Source organism: Kutzneria sp. NPDC052558, assembly GCF_044547355.1.
Lineage (GTDB): Bacteria > Actinomycetota > Actinomycetes > Mycobacteriales > Pseudonocardiaceae > Kutzneria.
On the sequence record NZ_JBIUAG010000013.1, the window covers coordinates 1 to 16262 of the forward strand.

Sequence of the window (16262 nt, forward strand, 5' to 3'; positions counted from 1 at the left end):
GGACCTGCTCCTCGGCGCGGATCTCTCCACCCTCACACCCGAGCAACAAGTCACCGCATTCGTTATGGCCCGCAAGATCACGGCGGTTGCCGACCGCGCTCGGCTGTGCATTCTTCGCAGTTTCGACGACCTGGCTGAGATGTCCATGGCCACCCACGAGTCCGAACAGTCGCTGTTCCGCCAACAGGAGCGCGCCGAAGTCCTGGACCGCCTGCCTCGGCTGTGTGAGCAGCTGCGACGCGGGGAGATCGACCTGCGCCGGCTGGAGACCGTCGACGAGCGGGTGGTCCACCTCGACCCCGCCACGATCCCCCAGATCGAAGACCAACTGGTCGAGGTCGCCGCCGAGCTGACCCGCACCCAACTCGCGCGCCGGACCACCAAGCTGGTCGCCGAGGCCGATCCGCTGGGCTACGAGCAGCGCCGCCAGAAGGCCCGTGACAAGGAGCGGCGGATCGAGTTCTACCCGCTGCCCAACGGCATGGCCGAACTCCGCATCCGCATGTCGGCGATCGACGCCCGCCAGTGCTACGACATCGCCACCGCCGACGCCCGCGCCCTGTGCAAGGACTGCCGCACCACCGATCAGAAGCGGGTGGACGCGTTCCTGGACCGGTTCCTGGGCTACGGCATCGACCGCAAAGTCCAGGTCCACGTCACCCTGTCCATGGAGACGTTGATGGGTCTGACCGAGGACCCGGGCCTGCTCGACGGCTACGGCCCCATCAGCGCCGACTCCGCCCGCGAACTGGCCATGCTCGGCCCCTGGCGGGGTGTCCTGCTCGATGAGTACCAGCGGGCCGCCGCGATGGCCACCCACCTCTACAAGCCCCCAGCCCGGTGTCGGGAGTTCACCAAACTCCGTGACGGCGGCACCTGCTGCGCCCCCGGCTGTGTCAACCCGATCCAGGAAATCGACCACACCGTGCCGTGGCCGAAAGGCAAGACGAATCCGGACCAGCTCAAGGGCTACTGTCAACACCACCACCACCTCAAGCACGGCGACCACACCGTCACCCTCGACGACGGCGGCACCCTGCACTGGGTCACTCCCCAGGGCCGCCACTACACCACCCAACCCCACCAGTACTGACCGCCACGCATCCCCGCCCTACCGCCCCCGGCGCACTCGTTCTTTGACAATTCCACAGCGAACCGAAACACCCCTCCAACAATACAAAGCCGGCAACCCGGGAAAGCAACTGGCAACACAGACTTTCCACTTCGACAATCGGAGGGTGGATTTTGTGTGGAGGGGGGCGATGGCATAAGCTTCTTGCGTATCGAGGCAGGCGGAGCCTGCCCGATAGCGCCTTGATACGCCATCGCCCAGAGGACTCCACACAAAATCCACCCGGAGTCACCAACCAACCATCCCACCCCACCCCCAACCGCACAAAAACCCCACCTCTCACTGCAAACCCCACTCCCCGGCAACCGCGCGGCGCGGGCACCCGAACCACACCCACAACCACAACCACCCACCGCCAGCCATACCAAAGCCTGAACCTAAAGCCCCCTCAGCCCCCGAAGAGAATCGCCAGCCCGATAACGATGAGCACCACCGGCAGCAGCACGTGCCCCCACCGGGCCAGGGCTCGGGCGACGGGCCGCCGGCTGGCGAGGAACCAGCCAGCGCCACACAGGAGCGCGACACCCGCGACGAAGACGGCGACGTAGCCGACCATGCCGCCAAACCCCGCAGCAGCGAAGACGGGGACGTAGACGCCGATGTTGTCGCCGCCGTTGGCGAAGGTCACGGCGGCGATCTGGAGCACACCGGCGGAGTCGGGTGGCTCGTCGGAGTCGCGAGAGCGGAACAGCTGCCACGCGGCGTGCAGGCCCAGGGCCAGGGGGAGCAGCCCCAGGTACGGGATGACCGAAGAGGGCAGGAGTCCGACGCCGAGGGCACCGAGCACGGAGACGGCGAGGATGCCGGCGAAGCCCAGGTACTGCCCGAGCGCCACGGGAGCCCAGCGGCCCACCCGGCCGAAGAACACCGCCAGCACCAGCAGGTCGTCGATGTTGGTGATCGCGAACGTGCCGATTGCCGAGCCGAGCAGGGGCCAGGTCACCCGGCGATGGGGGCGACGACGGCGCCGGTGAGCTCGGCCAGGGCCGAGGGGGACAACTCGACCTCCAGGCCACGGCGGCCGGCGGAGCAGAAGACGGTGTCGAAGGCAGTGGCCGAGGCGTCGATGACGACCGGGAGGCGTTTCTTCTGTCCCAGGGGAGAGATGCCGCCGGCGACGTAGCCGGTGGCGCGCTCGGCGGCGGCGACCTCGGCCATGCGGGCCTTCTTGCCCTTCAGGGCGGCCGCCAGAGCCTTGAGGTCGAGCTGTCCGGTGACGGGGACGACGCCGACGGCCAGAGCGCCGTCGACCTCGGCGACGAGGGTCTTGAACACCCGCGCCGGCTCCAGGCCGAGGGCCTCGGCGGCCTCCAGGCCGAAGGACTCGTGCCGGGGGTCGTGGTCGTAGCTGTGCAGCGTGTACGGCACCTTGCGCTTGGCCAACAGCGCGGTCGCCGGGGTTCCCTGTCCCGCCATGGGAGGGACCTTATGACGCGGCTCTCACCGAGGAATGTCCACGGGGGCAGTCGTGTTGACGCAGACGTGGCTACTTCAAGCGCTGTGCTCGGCCGGTCCACGGCCCGACGCGTATCCTCAGGGGCGAACGACACGCTTCCCGCACGGGGAGCGTCGACAGCGTCCGCCCGGCTCCGCCGGCGGGGAGGGAGCCAGGTGCCGGGTAGTTCCGCCCAGGTCAACGAGAACGACACCCAGGTCGACGAGACTGCCGAGCAGCGGGCGGCGCGCTTCGAGCGCGACGCGATGCCGCTGCTCGACCAGCTGTACTCCGCGGCGCTGCGGATGACGCGCAATCCCGCGGACGCCGAGGACCTGGTCCAGGAGACCTATCTCAAGGCCTACAGCGCCTTCGAGTCCTTCACCAGCGGCACGAACCTCAAGGCCTGGCTGTACCGCATCCTGACGAACACCTACATCAACGGCTATCGGCGCAAGCAGCGGCAGCCGATCCAGACCTCGGCCGACGAGATCACCGACTGGCAGATCGCGGCCGCCGAGAGCCACACCTCGCAGGGCCTGCGCTCGGCCGAGGTGGAGGCCATGGACCGGCTCCCCGACGACGACGTCAAGCAGGCGTTGCAGCAGCTGCCCGAGGAGTTCCGCATCGCGGTCTACCTCGCTGACGTCGAGGGCTTCGCCTACAAGGAGATCGCCGAGATCATGGGCACCCCGATCGGGACCGTGATGTCCCGCCTGCATCGCGGCCGCCGCCAGCTCAAGGACCTGCTCACCGACGTCGCCCGGGACCGGGGCTTCCTGCGCTCCTCCCGCGAGCCGGAGGTGACGGGGTCGTGAGCGCCGACGAACTCCACGTGGAGATCGACATCGAGGTGGCCAAGAAGGCCGGCTGCTCCGAGGTGATCGCCGAGGTCTGGGCGTTCCTGGACAACGAGTGCGACCAGAAGCAGCGCGACATCCTGCGCCAGCACCTCGACGAGTGCAGCCCCTGCCTTGAGCAGTACGGCATCGAGGAGCACCTCAAGATCTTGCTGGCCCGCAAGTGCGGCGGCGACCACGCCTCGGCCGAGTTCAAGGACCGGCTGCGCGCCTGCATCAAGGAGAAGGTGCTGGAGCGGGCCAGGGCCGTCGAGGTCGAGCCCCGGCAGTGACAGCTCAGCAGTAGCACCCCCAAGCATGCGAAAGCCCCGGTGACCAGGTCACCGGGGCTTTTCGCGCGCACGGAATCAGGCGTTGGGACGCTTCCCGTGGTTCGCGCCGCCCTTCTTGCGGTCGCGGCGCTTGCGGGCACGCTTGGACATAGGTGTCTCCTTGAGCAACAGACGTCTGTACCCCGATTGTCGCACGCCGGTGGCGGCGGCCCGAATCCGTGGTTCCATGACGGTCATGACCGAGGAGATCCGGGCCGAGATGGTGGCCAACGTGAGCAAGGTCGTGGCCCACGAGGGCGACTCCGTGGCCGACGGCGCGGAGATCGTCATCCTGGAGTCGATGAAGATGGAGATCCCGGCGGTGACCCACCACGCCGGCAAGGTGACCAGGGTCGCGGTCGCCGAGGGCGACGTGGTGCAGGAAGGCGACCTCATCGCCGTCGTCGAGTAACCCGACCGGCTACCGTCGGTGCCGTGTCCACACTCACCGACCTGCTCGCCGAGCACACCGGCCTGCCCGGCGCCGCCGTCGACCACCTCCAGATGGTGGCGGCCGAGTGGCAGCTGCTGTCGGACCTGGCCTTCGCCGACTTCGTGCTCTGGGTGCCGCTGGACGAGCACCAGAGCCCGGACTGCACCTTCCTGTGCGTGGCCCAGGCCCGGCCGACCACGGGGCCGACCGCCCATCCCGACGACATGGTCGGCAGCACAGTCACCCCGGCCGATCACCCGCAGCTGCGCCGCGCGCTGGTCGAGGGCCGGATCTGCCGCGAGGAGGACCCGCGCTGGCACTCGGGGGTGCCGGTGCGCCGCGAGACCATCCCGGTGCGCTTCGGCGGCGACACGATCGCGGTGCTGTCCCGGGACACTAACCTGGCGGTGCCCCGGGTGCCGAGCCCGCTGGAGATCGCCTACCTGGGTAGCGCGGCCGACCTGTGCCAGATGATCTCGGACGGCACGTTCCCGGCCATCGAGCCGTCGGCCGACGTGCACACCAGCCCGCGCGTGGGCGACGGGCTGATCCGCATCGACAGCGCGGGCGCGGTGGTGTTCGCCAGCCCCAACGCGCTGTCGGCGTACCACCGCATGGGCCACGCCGCCGACCTGGTCGGCGCGCACCTGGCCCCGCTGACCCGGTCGCTGGTGGCCGACCCGTTCGACGCCACCGAGGTGGCGCAGCGGATCCGGACCGCGTTGGACGGCAATCCGAGCATGCGCATCGAGGCGGAGTCCCGGCGCGGCGCTGCGGTGCTGTTCCGGGCGTTGCCGCTGCGTCCGCTCGGCAAGGCGGCCGGCGCGCTGGTGCTGGTGCGTGACGTCACCGAGGTGAAGCGCCGGGACCGGGCGCTGCTGTCCAAGGACGCCACCATCCGCGAGATCCACCACCGAGTGAAGAACAACCTCCAGACGGTGGCGGCGCTGCTGCGGCTGCAAGCGAGGCGCACCAACAACATCGAGGCCCGCGAGGTGCTCCAGGAGTCGGTGCGCCGGGTGACCTCGATCGCCCTGGTGCACGAGACGCTGTCCATGTCGGTGGACGAGCGGGCCAACCTGGACGACGTGCTGGACCAGGTGTTCCCGATGCTGTCGGACGTGGCGACGGCGGAGAGCGCGGTGGCCGTCCGCAAGGAGGGCAAGCTGGGCGTGGTGCCGGCCGAGCTGGCCACGCCGCTGGTCATGGTGCTGACCGAGCTGGTGCAGAACGCCCTGGAGCACGCCTATCCGGCCGGCGACAAGGGCGAGGTAGTGGTCCGGGCCGAGCGCTCGGCCAAGTACCTGGATGTCGTGGTGTCGGACGAGGGCCGTGGCCTGCCGCCGGGCTTCTCGCTGGAGCGGACCGAGCGGCTGGGCCTGCAGATCGTGCGCACGCTGGTCGAGTCCGAGCTGCGGGGCTCGCTGTCGCTGCGCCGGCGTGAGACCAAGGGCACCGAAGCCGTGCTGCGGGTGCCGCTGCGGCGGAGCCGCTAGATCAGCACCGCGGCGGAGCCGCTAGGTCGACGCTGAGTAGTTGTTGATGACTTATTTCGTTTTACACGTACTAGGGGCCTGGAACCTCGGGGGAAGGTTCCAGGCCCCTGGCACGATGAGAGAAATCGAAAAGAAATGCTTCGTCAGGCGTTGCTGCGAGCACGGGTACGAGCGTTGCGGCGCTTGAGCGCACGCCTCTCGTCCTCGCTCATCCCGCCCCACACGCCGGCGTCCTGCCCGCTCTCCAGTGCCCACGACAGGCAGCTGGACATCACCGGGCAGCGGCGGCAGACGGTCTTCGCCTCGGCGATCTGCAGCAACGCGGGACCGCTGTTCCCCACGGGGAAGAACGTCTCGGGGTCCTCGTCACGGCAGGCCGCGCGGTGGCGCCAGTCCATTTCTCTAGCTCCTCGCTAAGCGCGCTACGAGCGCGCTGTTGTCGTCAGCGGTCGTCGGGGTGCTTGTGAATGCTTTCACGAACTTCCGGGATGTCAAGAGGTCGGCTCCGACTCGGTGAGAGAACTCACCCGATAGATCGGCGCGCGCGACCACATGTGGCGGTCCGTGACCAGCCATGATGCCGAAGGTCGCGGTCCTGCGACCAGCTTATTACGCTCCGGTCACGAACGCAGCACGACTCCACAGGTCACACCGCCACCCGCAGCGCCTTCGGCACTGACGAGAACTTTACCTCACGGTGTTCACCCAGGTCGTCGCCGTCCACCTGGAGCCGCACCGGCCGCTGGGCGGTCACCCCGATCTCGGAAACATCGTCCAGCCGCAGCAAATTCCCCCCAGAGGGTGGTCCCAGCGGCAGCAGGATCTGCGACAGGGTCCGCGCGATGGTCGGCGGGGCCAGGCTGCGCAGCGCGAACAGGCCCAGGCCGCCGTCGAACGAGCAGTCCGGATTCATGTGGATGGGCTTGCCGCCCAGATAGGTCCACGGGTCGGTGTTGGACACGAAGGCCAGCCTGGTCGTCTCCCGGGTGCCGTCGGGCAGCTCGATGCGCAGGTCGGTGGCGGTGAGCATCTGCTGGAGGTAGTTGGCCAGCGCGATCGAGGCGTACAGCAGCGGGCTGGCGGTCTTGTTCCGGCGGCGCTCCACCTCGGCCACCACGTCGGCGTCCCAGCCCAGGCCGGCGTTGAACGTGAACCAGCGGCTGCCGGCGCCGGCCGGTTCGGCCAGGCCCAGCCCCACCTGGCGCCGGCTGCCGGATTCGATGGCCAGCAGCAGCCGGTGGGTGGCTTCCACCGGGTCCCGCGGCAGTCCGAGCGCGCGGGCGAACACGTTGGCCGAGCCGCCGGGCACGACACCCAGCGAAGGGCCGTCCACCGGGTCCGGACCCCCGGGGATCGAGCACTGCGAGAGCAGTCCGTTGACCACCTCGTTGACCGTGCCGTCGCCACCGTGGGCGACCACCAGGTCGAAACCCTCCGTCACGGCGCGCGCGGCGGCGTCGGCCGCGTGCCCCCGGTAGCTGGTCTCGACGATCTCCAGCCGCACTTCGCTGGCCAGCGCGTGGGCCAGCACGTCCCGGCCGGCGGCGGAGGTGGCCGTCGCCTGCGGGTTGACCACGAGAAGGGCGCGCACCCTTGCAGGGTAGGACAGGCCGTGACCCTCGACCGGCCGTCGAGCCCCGTGAAGGCGGTCAGCGCTCATCGAAAGTGAGGCAGGTCTCCTTCCAACTCGCCGCGGTGTTGTCAGCGAGTGCACCCAGACGACCCGTCTGCTCGACGACAACAAGGGAATACTCCCCTGTGCGTCGGCGCCGCGGGACCGGCCGTCCGGGTGGCCTACGATCGGCGATGCGCACGGATCGTGATGTGCGCAGGTCGCCGGTCGAGGAAGGTGTCCGTTGTCACGCGAAAACGACGCTCCCGGTGCCGTGCGCGCCGCCGGTGCGATGGTCGCCGTCGAGGGGCTGGCCGCGCTGGCCGTCGCCGTGGTCGGCCTCGTGCACGGAATCGGCGGTGTGCCCGCGAACCTGGCCTACGGCCTGGCCGGCGTCTACCTGGTGATCGCCGTCGCGTGCCTGGTGCCCGGCATCCTGCTGTGGCAGAGCCGCCGCGGCGCCCGCAACGGCGCGGTGTTCCTCCAGCTGCTGGTGGTCGGCGGCATCTGGATGGGCTTCAACCCCGTCGACTCGGTGCCGGTGGACATCCTGTTCACGGCCTACTGCGCGGCCGTGCTGGTCCTGCTGCTGTTCCTGGAGCCCTCGCGGCTGTGGGCCATGGGGATCGCCAAGGACGGCTCGCAGGTGCCGTAGCGGCGCTCTCAGGCCCGCGCGGCCGCCTTGGCCAGCGCCTCGTCGGCCAGCCGGTAGCGGTGCCAGTCCTTGACCTGGGTCGCGCCCATCGCCTCGTAGAAGTCGATCGCCGGCTGGTTCCAGTCCAGCACCGACCACTCGAACCGGCCCAGCCCGCGGTCGGCGCTCTCCTTGGCCAGGGCCAGGAACAGCTCCCGGCCGTGGCCGCCGCCGCGGTGCTCGGGCTTGACGAACAGGTCCTCCAGGTACAGGCCGTGGGTGCCGGTCCAGGTGGAGAAGCTGAGGAACCACAAGGACATTCCCACGATCTCGCCGTCCGCCGCCTCGGCCACGTGGCCGAAAAGGGCCGGGGACGGGCCGAACAGCGCGGTCCGCAGCTGCTCGGCCGTCAGGTGACACTCCTGCAGCGCCCGCTCGTACTCGGCGAGGTCGTGCACCAGCTGCACGACGGCGTCGACATCGGACTCGCGGACGCGGCGGATCATCGCATCTCCCCCAGGGGTGGCACGTTCAGGCGACGGATCTGCGCCTGACCTCGCTCGTCACCCAACACCGAAATGCCGGCCGGGTCCAACCCGATTCGCACGCCGGCCGCCGGGTCAAGGCCCAGCCAGCGCACCACCAGCACGCGGCTGAAGTGGCCATGGCCGATCAGCACGACGTCGCCGCGGTGCAGCTGCTCGCGGGCCCGGGCCAGCACCGCGTCCGCGCGATCGCCGACCTCCTTGGCCGTCTCCCCGTTGGGGATCTCGTGCGTCCACACCGTCCAGTCCGGAGCCGACGCACGGATCTGTTCGGTGGTAAGGCCTTCGTAGTCGCCGTAGTCCCACTCGGCCAGGTCATCGGTCACCTCGTCCACGGTGAGACCGGCCAGCTCGGCCGTGCGCCCGGCCCGGGCCCGGGGGCTGGCCAGCACGAGTCTCGGCGGGACCGTGGTTCCGCGCAGCTCGGCGAGGACCGCCCCGGCCTTTCTGGCCTGTTGCTCACCGTGCGCGGTGAGCGGGACGTCCGTGCGACCGGTGTGCCGGCCGGTGAGCGACCACTCGGTTTCCCCGTGCCTGATGACGTACACGTCTGCCACCTTGCGGATCGTAGCCGCGCGCCGCGCTCCCGGCCGGTCGTGTGACCCATTGCACTGCATCGAACAGGCGATCGAACTTTAGGCCTGGATGAGGTAAAATATGGAGGTAGTCCAGGGGAGAGGACGGTGTCGTCGGTGCGTCATCCAAAACTCGGTGTGGTGGTGGACTTCGCCAACTGCGCGCCCGGTTCGCAGACCAGGATCGTGGCCGGACAGCGGCGGATGTACCTGGACGAGGGGCGTCAGCCGTGGGCCTACTACGGGCCGATGGTCGCGGCCATCCGCCGCGCGCTGGCCGATCCGGCGCCGGAGCAGGTGCTGGAACTGGCCGTGGCCAAGATCGAGGATCCGGCCAAGCACGCGCACTTCGTGGAGCTGCAGAAGGGTTTTCTCCGCTGGCACGAGGGTTTCGCCGGCAGCCTGGTGCCGGTCGGAGCCGGGACCTGGGTCGGGGCCGACGCGGTTTTCGACGTCGTGCCGCAGCTCGGCCTGCGGCCGGCCAAGGGACCGAAGCTGGCCGTGCAGCTCTACATGAAGGAGCCGGAGCTGGCGCCCGAGGCCGCCGCCGTGCCGCTGCACATGATGCGATCGGTGATGGACCAGGTGCTGCCGACCGGTGTGCCGGCGATTCTCGATGTGCGGCGCGGAAAGCTGCTGCTGCCCTCGCGCCGCCGCAGTGACAGGCGGCTCGACGCCGACGTGGCCGGGGTGGTCGCGCACTGGTCGGCGATCTGGCGCGCCATCGCGTGACCGGTGATCCGGGCCTGGCCCGGCGCGGGGTCAGGCCCGGGGCGGCTGGGTGAGGAAGGCCAGGCCGTTCTTGTCGCAGCCGACCTGGTTCTGATTGTGGTCGTCGGTGTCGGCCTCGCAGGTCCAGCCGCTGACCACCAGGCGGCGCGCAGTGCCCTGGGCCAGGCGGGGAGCGTCGCGGTAGTACGAGTTCAGCACTCGCAGGGCCTCGTCGCAGGCCGCGGTGCCGGCGGGCAGGGCCGGGGAGACTAGATCCCGTTTGCCGCCCGGGACGAGAAGCGTGCCGCAGTCCACGGGCGGGGTGTAGGACATCGTCGGCGGCAGGGCGTGGGTGGGGCCGACGCCGCAGGCGGACACCAGCAGCGCGACACCGAGCACGACGGGCAGCCAGCGCCCCATGGTTCCTCCGTAAGAGTGAACTCGACGCCCATTGGACGCGCGCGGGGCGGCGCGGTTCACCCGTCGGCGGCGAATTTGTCCCGGAGGCGTTGGACGTCGACGCCCAGCGGCCGGTCGACCAGCACCGGCGGCACGGCCTCGGCGATCCAGGCGTAGGCGCTGCGCAGCCGGGGCGCGCCGGGCAGGCCACGCAGGTGATGGGCCTGGGCGACGCCGATGAGCTCGCAGGCGGTGATCGACAGCAGGTGGTCGATGACCGCCCGCAGCTGCTCGCCGGCGGCCCAGGCGTGCGCCTGCACGTCCTCCTGGCCGGCGGAGGTGTCCAGGGAGCCGAGCGTGGCCGGCGCGGCCAGCCGGCGGATCTCGTGCAGCTCGCCGGCGGCCCGCTTGTGGATGGGGGAAAGGCCGGCCTGCGGCCCGGGATCGACCGCCAGCTGGGCGTTGAGCCCGGTGAACTGGCTGTCCAGCAAGCGATGCAGCCGTTGCACGCTGATCTCGGCCAGGTGGGTGAGGGCGGCGGTGACGGCGTCCATGCGCAGGCCCACGGCGACGGCGTGGTAGCCGGCGGTGGAGGTGAAGCGGCCGTCCAGGAACGAGGGGGAATCCGTCGGCGCGGCCAGCAGCAGGTCCCGCGCGGCGGCGAGGTCGTCGAGGGTGCGCCGGGCGTGGGCGATGGCCTGCGGGGCCACCCGGAACGACACCGGGGCCTGCACGAGATCGGAGCGCGTGGCGGAATCCGTTGTGCGGGAACGGATGTCGTCGAGCACGGCGGCCAGCACGGTGTCGGGGCCGGCCAGCGTCGGGTGGTAGATCGAGCGGGGAGCGCCGAGCACGTCGACGGCCATGGCGGCGGCCAGGGTCTGGAGTTCCACGGCCCGCACGGCCTCGGCGCCGCGCATGAAGGCGTGCGTCAGGGCCAGCGGCGAACCCTGGATCAGGCTCGCGCCTTCCTTGGGGCCCAACGGAAACGGCTTCACCTTGCGGCGCTTGAGGGCATCGGCGGCCGGCTTCTCGAAGCCGTCGTCCAGCACCGTGCCGACGCCGACGAAAGTCTGGAACGCGTGGGACAGCGGGATGATCTCGCCGGCGCTGCCCAGGGCCGACCGGGGCACGGCCGGCACGAAGCCGTCGTTGAGGCGGTCGGCCAGGAACTTCACCAGCTCCGGGCCGGCGGCGGTGGTCGGCGCGAGCAGGCCTAGCAGCTTCACCGCCAGCAACGCCCGGACGTCCGGCTCCGGCAGCCACGGCGGGCCGCCGACCGCCCGTCCGATCAGCAGATTCCGTTGGTGCGCCGCCTGTTGCTCCGCGTCCAGGGCCACGCCGGCCAACCGGCCCATGCCGGTGTTGACGCCGTAGACCGGCTTGTCGGCGGCCTCCAGCGCGGCCAGCATCGCCCGCCGGTTGGCGGCTACGTCGTCCAGCGGGCCGAGCTCGACCTTCTGGCCCTTGGCGATGGCCAGGATGTCCATGTCCCTCACCGGTACGGCAGCATCGTGCCGACGTCGTTCGCCTCGGCCCGGTGCAGGATCATCCGGGCCACAGCCAAGTCCGTTGTGGACAGTCCGCGGTGCCAGAACAGCGTGCGCTCCGTGTCGTTCTCACGGCCGGGTTTGTGACCGGCGACGATGTCCCCGATCTCCGCGTGGAGCCGCTGCTCGGTGAGCAGGCCGGCGTTCAGGTGCGGGCGCAGCGCCCCGAACCTCGGGTTGCCCGACTGCGACTCCCGCCAGTTGTCCACGACGATCTTGTCCACGTCGTCGAGCAGGTCCAAGGCCAGCGCGCTGATCGTCCCGTACGGCACCAGGAAGCTGCCCGGCCGGAGAAACTCCTTGCGCAGCAACGGCTCCGGCTCGGTCAGCCGGGACGCCTCGACCAGCACATCCGCGCCGTCGAGCGTCTCCTCCCACGTCGTGCACACCGTCACCGGCTTGCCCAGCCGCGCCGACAGCTTCTCCCCGAACGGCTCCCGCGACTCCGGCCGGCGGCTGGTCACCCGGATCTCCGCGAAGTCGAACACCGAGTCCAGCAGCACCACGTTCCACCAGGCCGTGCCGCGCGCCCCCACGTGGCCCAGCACCTTGGCGTCCCGGCGGGCCAGGTGCTTGGCCCCCACCGCCGTCATCGCCCCGGTCCGCGCCTCGGTGATCACCGTGCCGTCCACGATCGCCTTCGGCATGCCCGTCTCCGGGTCGAACAGGCTGATCAGCGCCATCTCGCTGGGCAGGCCGCGCTCGTAGTTGGCGACGAAGTCGCCCACCACCTTCACCCCGCTGACGCCCTTGTCGGTCAGGCTCCCCCGCAGCACGTTGAAGTGCCCCAGCCCGCCGTTGTCCGGCACCAGGTGCGTCCTCGGCTCGAACACCACCCTCCCGTTCCCGTGATCGGCGAGCACGTCCTCCACGGCATCCACGATGTCCGCGTCGGTGATGCCCAGCGAGTCGATGTCCGCCCCGGACAGGTAGCGCAGCCAGACGGTCGTCACGTCGCCAGCCTAGATCGTCCGCCCGGTTTTGTCGGTGCCCGTCGATACGGTGGGCGCACACACCAGGGGAGGGGTACGGCGATGGATGAGGACTGGACGATTCGCTACTGCGAGGGGTGGGATCCGCAGGCGAAGGCGCTGGTCGGGCCGATTTCCGAGGCGACCGCGCGGGGTCGGGACGCGGCGGGGGAGCAGTACGCGGCGGCGTTGTTCGACGGCCGGCAGGAGTGGCCGGCGGTGGTGGTCGAGGTGGCGTGGCGGGACCGGTTCGCCCGTGCCTGGCACATCGACGAGGTGGGCCGCCGGCGGCGGAAGTACGAGTACCGGGTGCTGGCCGACGAGCGGATCTTCCTGCTGGTCGACACCGTGTGGACGTATTTCGACGACGAGCAGGCGGAGTTCGACGAGCGGGCCGGGCGCCGGGAACGCACCTTCGAGCCGGACGGCAGCGGCCGGAAGTACGAGCAGCCGCAGGGCGTCGCCGGCATTTCGAGCGGCGGCGGCGTCCAGGTGGACCCGGCCGCGCTGTTCCGGCCGCGCACGGAGTTCGGGGACATCGCGACGATGCACTGGGGCGGATCCGGCGCACCTTGCCCGCGGCTGGCCGAGTGGTCGGCGGCCGAACTCGACGGCCCGGCCGTGACGCCGCCGTGGCGGCCTTCGCGGCCGTTGCAGCCGCGGTACCTGGACGTCATGTTCACGGCCGGAACCCGCCTGAGCCAGACGTATTCCCCCAACGTGACCGTCGAGGTGGTGCCGGCCGGGCAGTTGGTGATGCCCAGCGGTCGGCTGGCCGCGCACGATCCCGGCTGGCTGGAGTTCACCGACGGCCTGGAGCCGTTCGAGGCGACCATCGACCCGGGCAGCTATCCGGTCGAGCTGTCCGTGCTGCGCAGTGCGTCCGGCCACGGGACCACCATCGCCGTACGCCTGATCGTCAGGGACGAGCCAGTGGTCAATTGGGAGCTTGCGCTGCGCCCGGGACAGGACCCTCTCCTGCTCCCCGACGGCGAGTTCTACGGCTTCGGCGTGGACGCCGGCATGGGCTGCCTGTTCGACTTCGCTGCCCTGTCCGGCCTCCAGAAGGTCGTCGCCGACGCCGAGGACGAGCTCGTCGACACCCCGACCGACGGGGCCTTCACCGCCACCGACCCGGAGTCCGGGGCCACCCTCATCGCCTACCTCAGCGGCTACGGCGACGGTGCCTACCCCACCTGGATCGGCCGCACCGCAGGCGGCGACATCGCCTGCTTCGTGTCCGACATGCTAGTCCTCGACGAGAGCACCGAGCTGCACTGAGCCGACGAACGATGCCTGGTCCGGGCCGTCACGATTCGGCCTGGACCAAGGTGTAGCCGAGCATCGGCCACACCTCCCCCTTCACCTGCTGCGACTTGTCGCGTCGCGGATCGCGGCGGTAGCCCGCGCGCACCGCCACCTGCTGCGAGGCGGCATTGTCGCGGTGGACCCGCAGCCACACCTCGCGCAGGCCCATGTGCTGGAAGATCCAGGCGCTGAACAGGATCACCGCCCGGGTCGCGACCCCACGTCCGCGACCCTGCGCGGCCACCCAGTAGGAGATCTCCCCGGCCTGGCCGTCATGCTCCAGCGCGATGTTGCCCAGCCGCTGCCCGGTGGCCGAGTCGCACACGAGAAAGCCCGCCCGGTCGTCGGCCTGCCGCAACCGTTCGATCGCCGCCCGCACCTGGGCGGCGTCCAAGCTCGGCGAGTCCGTCGTGAACCGCTGGATCAGCGGGTCTCGCACACTCTCGGCGTACCAGCCCGCGTCCTCGTCGGCCCACTCGCGAAGCCGAACCACCCCGTCATCCAGTCCGTGCACAACCCAAGCCTGCCACCGGAACACGAGAAACGGCGCCGACCGGCGGAACGCGTCCCCGCTGGTCGGCGCCGTTTCGGCGGCTACGGCTCAGGCCGCCTTGGCCTCCCAGAAGATCTTGTCAAACTCTCCCGATAGTGGCTCCGACGCGCTTCCCCGCCACGTGACCCAAGGTTCGCGATTCGTCCAGTTTGGACAGTTTCGGCTAGATCAGCTCCGCTCCGTCGGGAACGGCACCAGCCGGCCGCACACTGGAAACAGCGGGCAACCCGTGCACGGGTCGGCGGCCTCGCGCCCGAAGATCGCCCAACGCACCTGAAGCCACCGCGCGGCCGGCAAGCCGGCGACGAGTCCCAGCACCGAGCCGAGCAGGAAACCGGTCATCGCTGGCCTCCATTGCGGCGCATCCAGGCCACGCGATCACCGAACGTCGTGATCAGCCGCAGCGTCAGCAGGGCAGCGACGTCGGTGCCGAGCACAAGGCGAAACTGCTCGTCACCGTCCTGGAACAGCAGCGAGACGTGGTGCTCGGTCAGCTCCTCGACAGTCAGGGACGCTTTCGGCGAGGCCACCTGTGCCACGAGCGGCGGCCCTCCGGAGTCGTCAACGAGAACCAGCATCGTCGCCCCCTTTGCCGCGTCCCGCCGCATCGAGCTCGGACCAACCCTGCTGGATCGCACGTTCAAGGACGCCCAACGCCCCGTAGTCGATGATCAGCGCGACCGGGAACGCGCTGCCGAGGCGGATCTCGACCCGATCCGCGTAGGGCAGCGCCTGTGCGCGGATCGGCAGGTCGTCCGTGATGTGGACGTGCACCAGGTCCCGCTTGCCGCCGGTCACCATGCCTCGGGGATGACGGGCCTGCTTCGCTGTGGCTCTCTCGTGCTCATAGTGGCGCCTCCGGCTTTCGGGATCGTTCTGACAACGACCACTTTCGACGGAAAGCGAGAACAGGAGCACCGCACAGCGGGACATCTACGGACGTCTTGAGTAGCTTGAAGTCGTCCCTACTCGTCTGAGAGGATCGCTGTGGCGAAGGCGAACGACCGGCTACGAGACGCGCTGCTGCGCAACGGGCTGAACCTGGAGCACGTCTCGAACGCCACCGGCGTCGACCAGAAGACAGTGGAACGGTGGATCACCACCGGCCGCACGCCGTACCCACGCCACCGCCACACCATCGCGTTGATGGTCCGCGAGACCGAGAACTATCTGTGGCCGGACGCCGTTGCCCCCGAGCGGAAGGCCGAGATCGCCGAGTCCGAGGTCATCCGCGTCTACCCACACCGCAACTCGGTGCCAGCGGAACTGTGGGACCGCCTGCTTAGCGACGCCGCCGAGCACATCGACATCCTTGTCCTCGCCGGCCTGTTCCTTGTCGAGCGCCCCACCTTCGCTAAGGAGATCACGCGCAAGGCTTCCGACGGCGCGAAGATCCGCCTCCTGTTCGGCGACCCCGCCGGGCGCGAGGTAGCCAAACGCAGCGAAGAGGAGCAGCTCGGCAAGGGCACCGTCGCCGCCCGCATCCGCAACGCGTTGGCCTTCGTCCGGCCGCTGTCCGCCGTCGCCGACGTCCAGATCAGGTTCCACAAGACCACGCTGTACAACTCGGTGTTCCGCTTCGACGACGAGATGGTCGTCAACACCCACGTGTACGGCTTTCCCGGAGCGCACGCGCCCGCGCTGCACCTACGGCGTCTGTCCTCCGGCGACCTGTTCGAGACCTACGCCGAGAGCTTCGAGACCGTGTGGGCGTCCGGCAAGCCCGCCACCTTTTGA

Annotated in this window: 23 protein-coding genes; 9 read left to right on the forward strand and 14 right to left on the reverse strand. The window is 70.0% G+C overall.

Annotation, left to right across the window (positions count from 1 at the left end; translation table 11 throughout):
* Positions 1–1093: DUF222 domain-containing protein (locus tag ACIG5F_RS23335; protein WP_396520683.1), on the forward strand; the 1093-nt coding region annotated here is incomplete at its 5' end.
* A gap of 427 nt (positions 1094–1520) precedes the next feature.
* Here the strand turns inward: ACIG5F_RS23335 and ACIG5F_RS23340 are convergent.
* Both ACIG5F_RS23340 and ybaK read right to left on the reverse strand, forming a co-directional pair.
* Positions 1521–2075, reverse strand: coding sequence for a cadmium resistance transporter (locus tag ACIG5F_RS23340; protein WP_396520685.1), 555 nt, complete (start codon positions 2073–2075; stop codon positions 1521–1523).
* Positions 2072–2548, reverse strand: a complete 477-nt coding sequence (gene ybaK, locus ACIG5F_RS23345) for a Cys-tRNA(Pro) deacylase (protein ID WP_396520687.1) — start codon at positions 2546–2548, stop codon at positions 2072–2074. Before ybaK ends, ACIG5F_RS23340 begins: the two co-directional genes overlap by 4 nt.
* Before the next feature lie 195 nt (positions 2549–2743).
* On the opposite strand from ybaK, the gene ACIG5F_RS23350 reads away from it, so the two are divergent.
* Positions 2744–3385 carry a sigma-70 family RNA polymerase sigma factor gene (locus ACIG5F_RS23350; protein ID WP_396520689.1) on the forward strand — a complete coding sequence of 214 codons (642 nt, stop codon included), beginning with the start codon at positions 2744–2746 and terminating at the stop codon, positions 3383–3385.
* Positions 3382–3699, forward strand: a complete 318-nt coding sequence (rsrA, locus tag ACIG5F_RS23355) for a mycothiol system anti-sigma-R factor (protein ID WP_396520691.1) — start codon at positions 3382–3384, stop codon at positions 3697–3699. Before ACIG5F_RS23350 ends, rsrA begins: the two co-directional genes overlap by 4 nt.
* A gap of 75 nt (positions 3700–3774) precedes the next feature.
* On the opposite strand, the gene ACIG5F_RS23360 is transcribed toward rsrA, so the two are convergent.
* Positions 3775–3849: a 50S ribosomal protein bL37 gene (locus ACIG5F_RS23360; protein WP_096498094.1), complete on the reverse strand. Its 75-nt coding sequence runs from the start codon at positions 3847–3849 to the stop codon at positions 3775–3777.
* A gap of 85 nt (positions 3850–3934) precedes the next feature.
* Here ACIG5F_RS23360 and ACIG5F_RS23365 point away from each other — a divergent pair, with 85 nt between their 5' ends.
* Both ACIG5F_RS23365 and ACIG5F_RS23370 read left to right on the forward strand, forming a co-directional pair.
* Positions 3935–4150 carry a biotin/lipoyl-binding carrier protein gene (locus ACIG5F_RS23365; RefSeq protein WP_396520693.1) on the forward strand — a complete coding sequence of 72 codons (216 nt, stop codon included), beginning with the start codon at positions 3935–3937 and terminating at the stop codon, positions 4148–4150.
* Between the two features lie 23 nt (positions 4151–4173).
* Entirely contained in the window at positions 4174–5667 is a 1494-nt protein-coding gene (locus tag ACIG5F_RS23370) for a sensor histidine kinase (protein ID WP_396520695.1), read from the forward strand.
* Between the two features lie 143 nt (positions 5668–5810).
* On the opposite strand, the gene ACIG5F_RS23375 is transcribed toward ACIG5F_RS23370, so the two are convergent.
* Positions 5811–6065, reverse strand: a complete 255-nt coding sequence (locus tag ACIG5F_RS23375) for a WhiB family transcriptional regulator (RefSeq protein ID WP_396520697.1) — start codon at positions 6063–6065, stop codon at positions 5811–5813.
* A gap of 248 nt (positions 6066–6313) precedes the next feature.
* Positions 6314–7258 carry a diacylglycerol/lipid kinase family protein gene (locus ACIG5F_RS23380; protein WP_396520699.1) on the reverse strand — a complete coding sequence of 315 codons (945 nt, stop codon included), beginning with the start codon at positions 7256–7258 and terminating at the stop codon, positions 6314–6316.
* Between the two features lie 265 nt (positions 7259–7523).
* On the opposite strand from ACIG5F_RS23380, the gene ACIG5F_RS23385 reads away from it, so the two are divergent.
* A complete protein-coding gene (locus ACIG5F_RS23385; RefSeq protein WP_396520701.1) occupies positions 7524–7934 on the forward strand; it encodes a hypothetical protein in 411 nt (136 codons plus the stop codon).
* Between the two features lie 8 nt (positions 7935–7942).
* On the opposite strand, the gene ACIG5F_RS23390 is transcribed toward ACIG5F_RS23385, so the two are convergent.
* Together ACIG5F_RS23390 and ACIG5F_RS23395 are read right to left on the reverse strand one after the other, a co-directional pair.
* Positions 7943–8419 carry a GNAT family N-acetyltransferase gene (locus tag ACIG5F_RS23390; RefSeq protein ID WP_396520703.1) on the reverse strand — a complete coding sequence of 159 codons (477 nt, stop codon included), beginning with the start codon at positions 8417–8419 and terminating at the stop codon, positions 7943–7945.
* Complete coding sequence (locus ACIG5F_RS23395) at positions 8416–9015, reverse strand: acid phosphatase (protein WP_396520705.1); 600 nt, start codon at positions 9013–9015, stop codon at positions 8416–8418. Before ACIG5F_RS23395 ends, ACIG5F_RS23390 begins: the two co-directional genes overlap by 4 nt.
* A gap of 135 nt (positions 9016–9150) precedes the next feature.
* Between ACIG5F_RS23395 and ACIG5F_RS23400 the strand changes: the two genes are divergently transcribed.
* Positions 9151–9765, forward strand: coding sequence for a hypothetical protein (locus tag ACIG5F_RS23400; protein ID WP_396520707.1), 615 nt, complete (start codon positions 9151–9153; stop codon positions 9763–9765).
* Positions 9766–9795: 30 nt separating this feature from the next.
* On the opposite strand, the gene ACIG5F_RS23405 is transcribed toward ACIG5F_RS23400, so the two are convergent.
* From ACIG5F_RS23405 to ACIG5F_RS23415, 3 genes are read right to left on the reverse strand one after another with little or no spacing between them, the layout of a single operon-like run.
* Complete coding sequence (locus tag ACIG5F_RS23405; RefSeq protein ID WP_396520709.1) at positions 9796–10164, reverse strand: hypothetical protein; 369 nt, start codon at positions 10162–10164, stop codon at positions 9796–9798.
* A 56-nt stretch (positions 10165–10220) separates the two neighbouring features.
* The gene (locus ACIG5F_RS23410) at positions 10221–11633 is read right to left on the reverse strand and encodes an aromatic amino acid lyase (protein ID WP_396520710.1); all 1413 of its coding nucleotides are present in this window, start codon (positions 11631–11633) and stop codon (positions 10221–10223) included.
* A 5-nt stretch (positions 11634–11638) separates the two neighbouring features.
* Entirely contained in the window at positions 11639–12646 is a 1008-nt protein-coding gene (locus ACIG5F_RS23415; protein ID WP_396520712.1) for an ornithine cyclodeaminase family protein, read from the reverse strand.
* 81 nt (positions 12647–12727) lie between these two features.
* Between ACIG5F_RS23415 and ACIG5F_RS23420 the strand changes: the two genes are divergently transcribed.
* Positions 12728–13945, forward strand: coding sequence for a DUF4241 domain-containing protein (locus ACIG5F_RS23420; RefSeq protein WP_396520714.1), 1218 nt, complete (start codon positions 12728–12730; stop codon positions 13943–13945).
* Positions 13946–13973: 28 nt separating this feature from the next.
* On the opposite strand, the gene ACIG5F_RS23425 is transcribed toward ACIG5F_RS23420, so the two are convergent.
* From ACIG5F_RS23425 to ACIG5F_RS23440, 4 genes are all read right to left on the reverse strand, one after another.
* Positions 13974–14486, reverse strand: coding sequence for a GNAT family N-acetyltransferase (locus ACIG5F_RS23425; RefSeq protein ID WP_396520716.1), 513 nt, complete (start codon positions 14484–14486; stop codon positions 13974–13976).
* Between the two features lie 207 nt (positions 14487–14693).
* A complete protein-coding gene (locus tag ACIG5F_RS23430; RefSeq protein ID WP_396520718.1) occupies positions 14694–14867 on the reverse strand; it encodes a hypothetical protein in 174 nt (57 codons plus the stop codon).
* A complete protein-coding gene (locus ACIG5F_RS23435; RefSeq protein ID WP_396520720.1) occupies positions 14864–15103 on the reverse strand; it encodes a hypothetical protein in 240 nt (79 codons plus the stop codon). Before ACIG5F_RS23435 ends, ACIG5F_RS23430 begins: the two co-directional genes overlap by 4 nt.
* The gene (locus ACIG5F_RS23440; protein ID WP_396520722.1) at positions 15087–15326 is read right to left on the reverse strand and encodes a hypothetical protein; all 240 of its coding nucleotides are present in this window, start codon (positions 15324–15326) and stop codon (positions 15087–15089) included. Before ACIG5F_RS23440 ends, ACIG5F_RS23435 begins: the two co-directional genes overlap by 17 nt.
* A gap of 186 nt (positions 15327–15512) precedes the next feature.
* On the opposite strand from ACIG5F_RS23440, the gene ACIG5F_RS23445 reads away from it, so the two are divergent.
* Complete coding sequence (locus ACIG5F_RS23445; protein WP_396520724.1) at positions 15513–16262, forward strand: DUF5919 domain-containing protein; 750 nt, start codon at positions 15513–15515, stop codon at positions 16260–16262.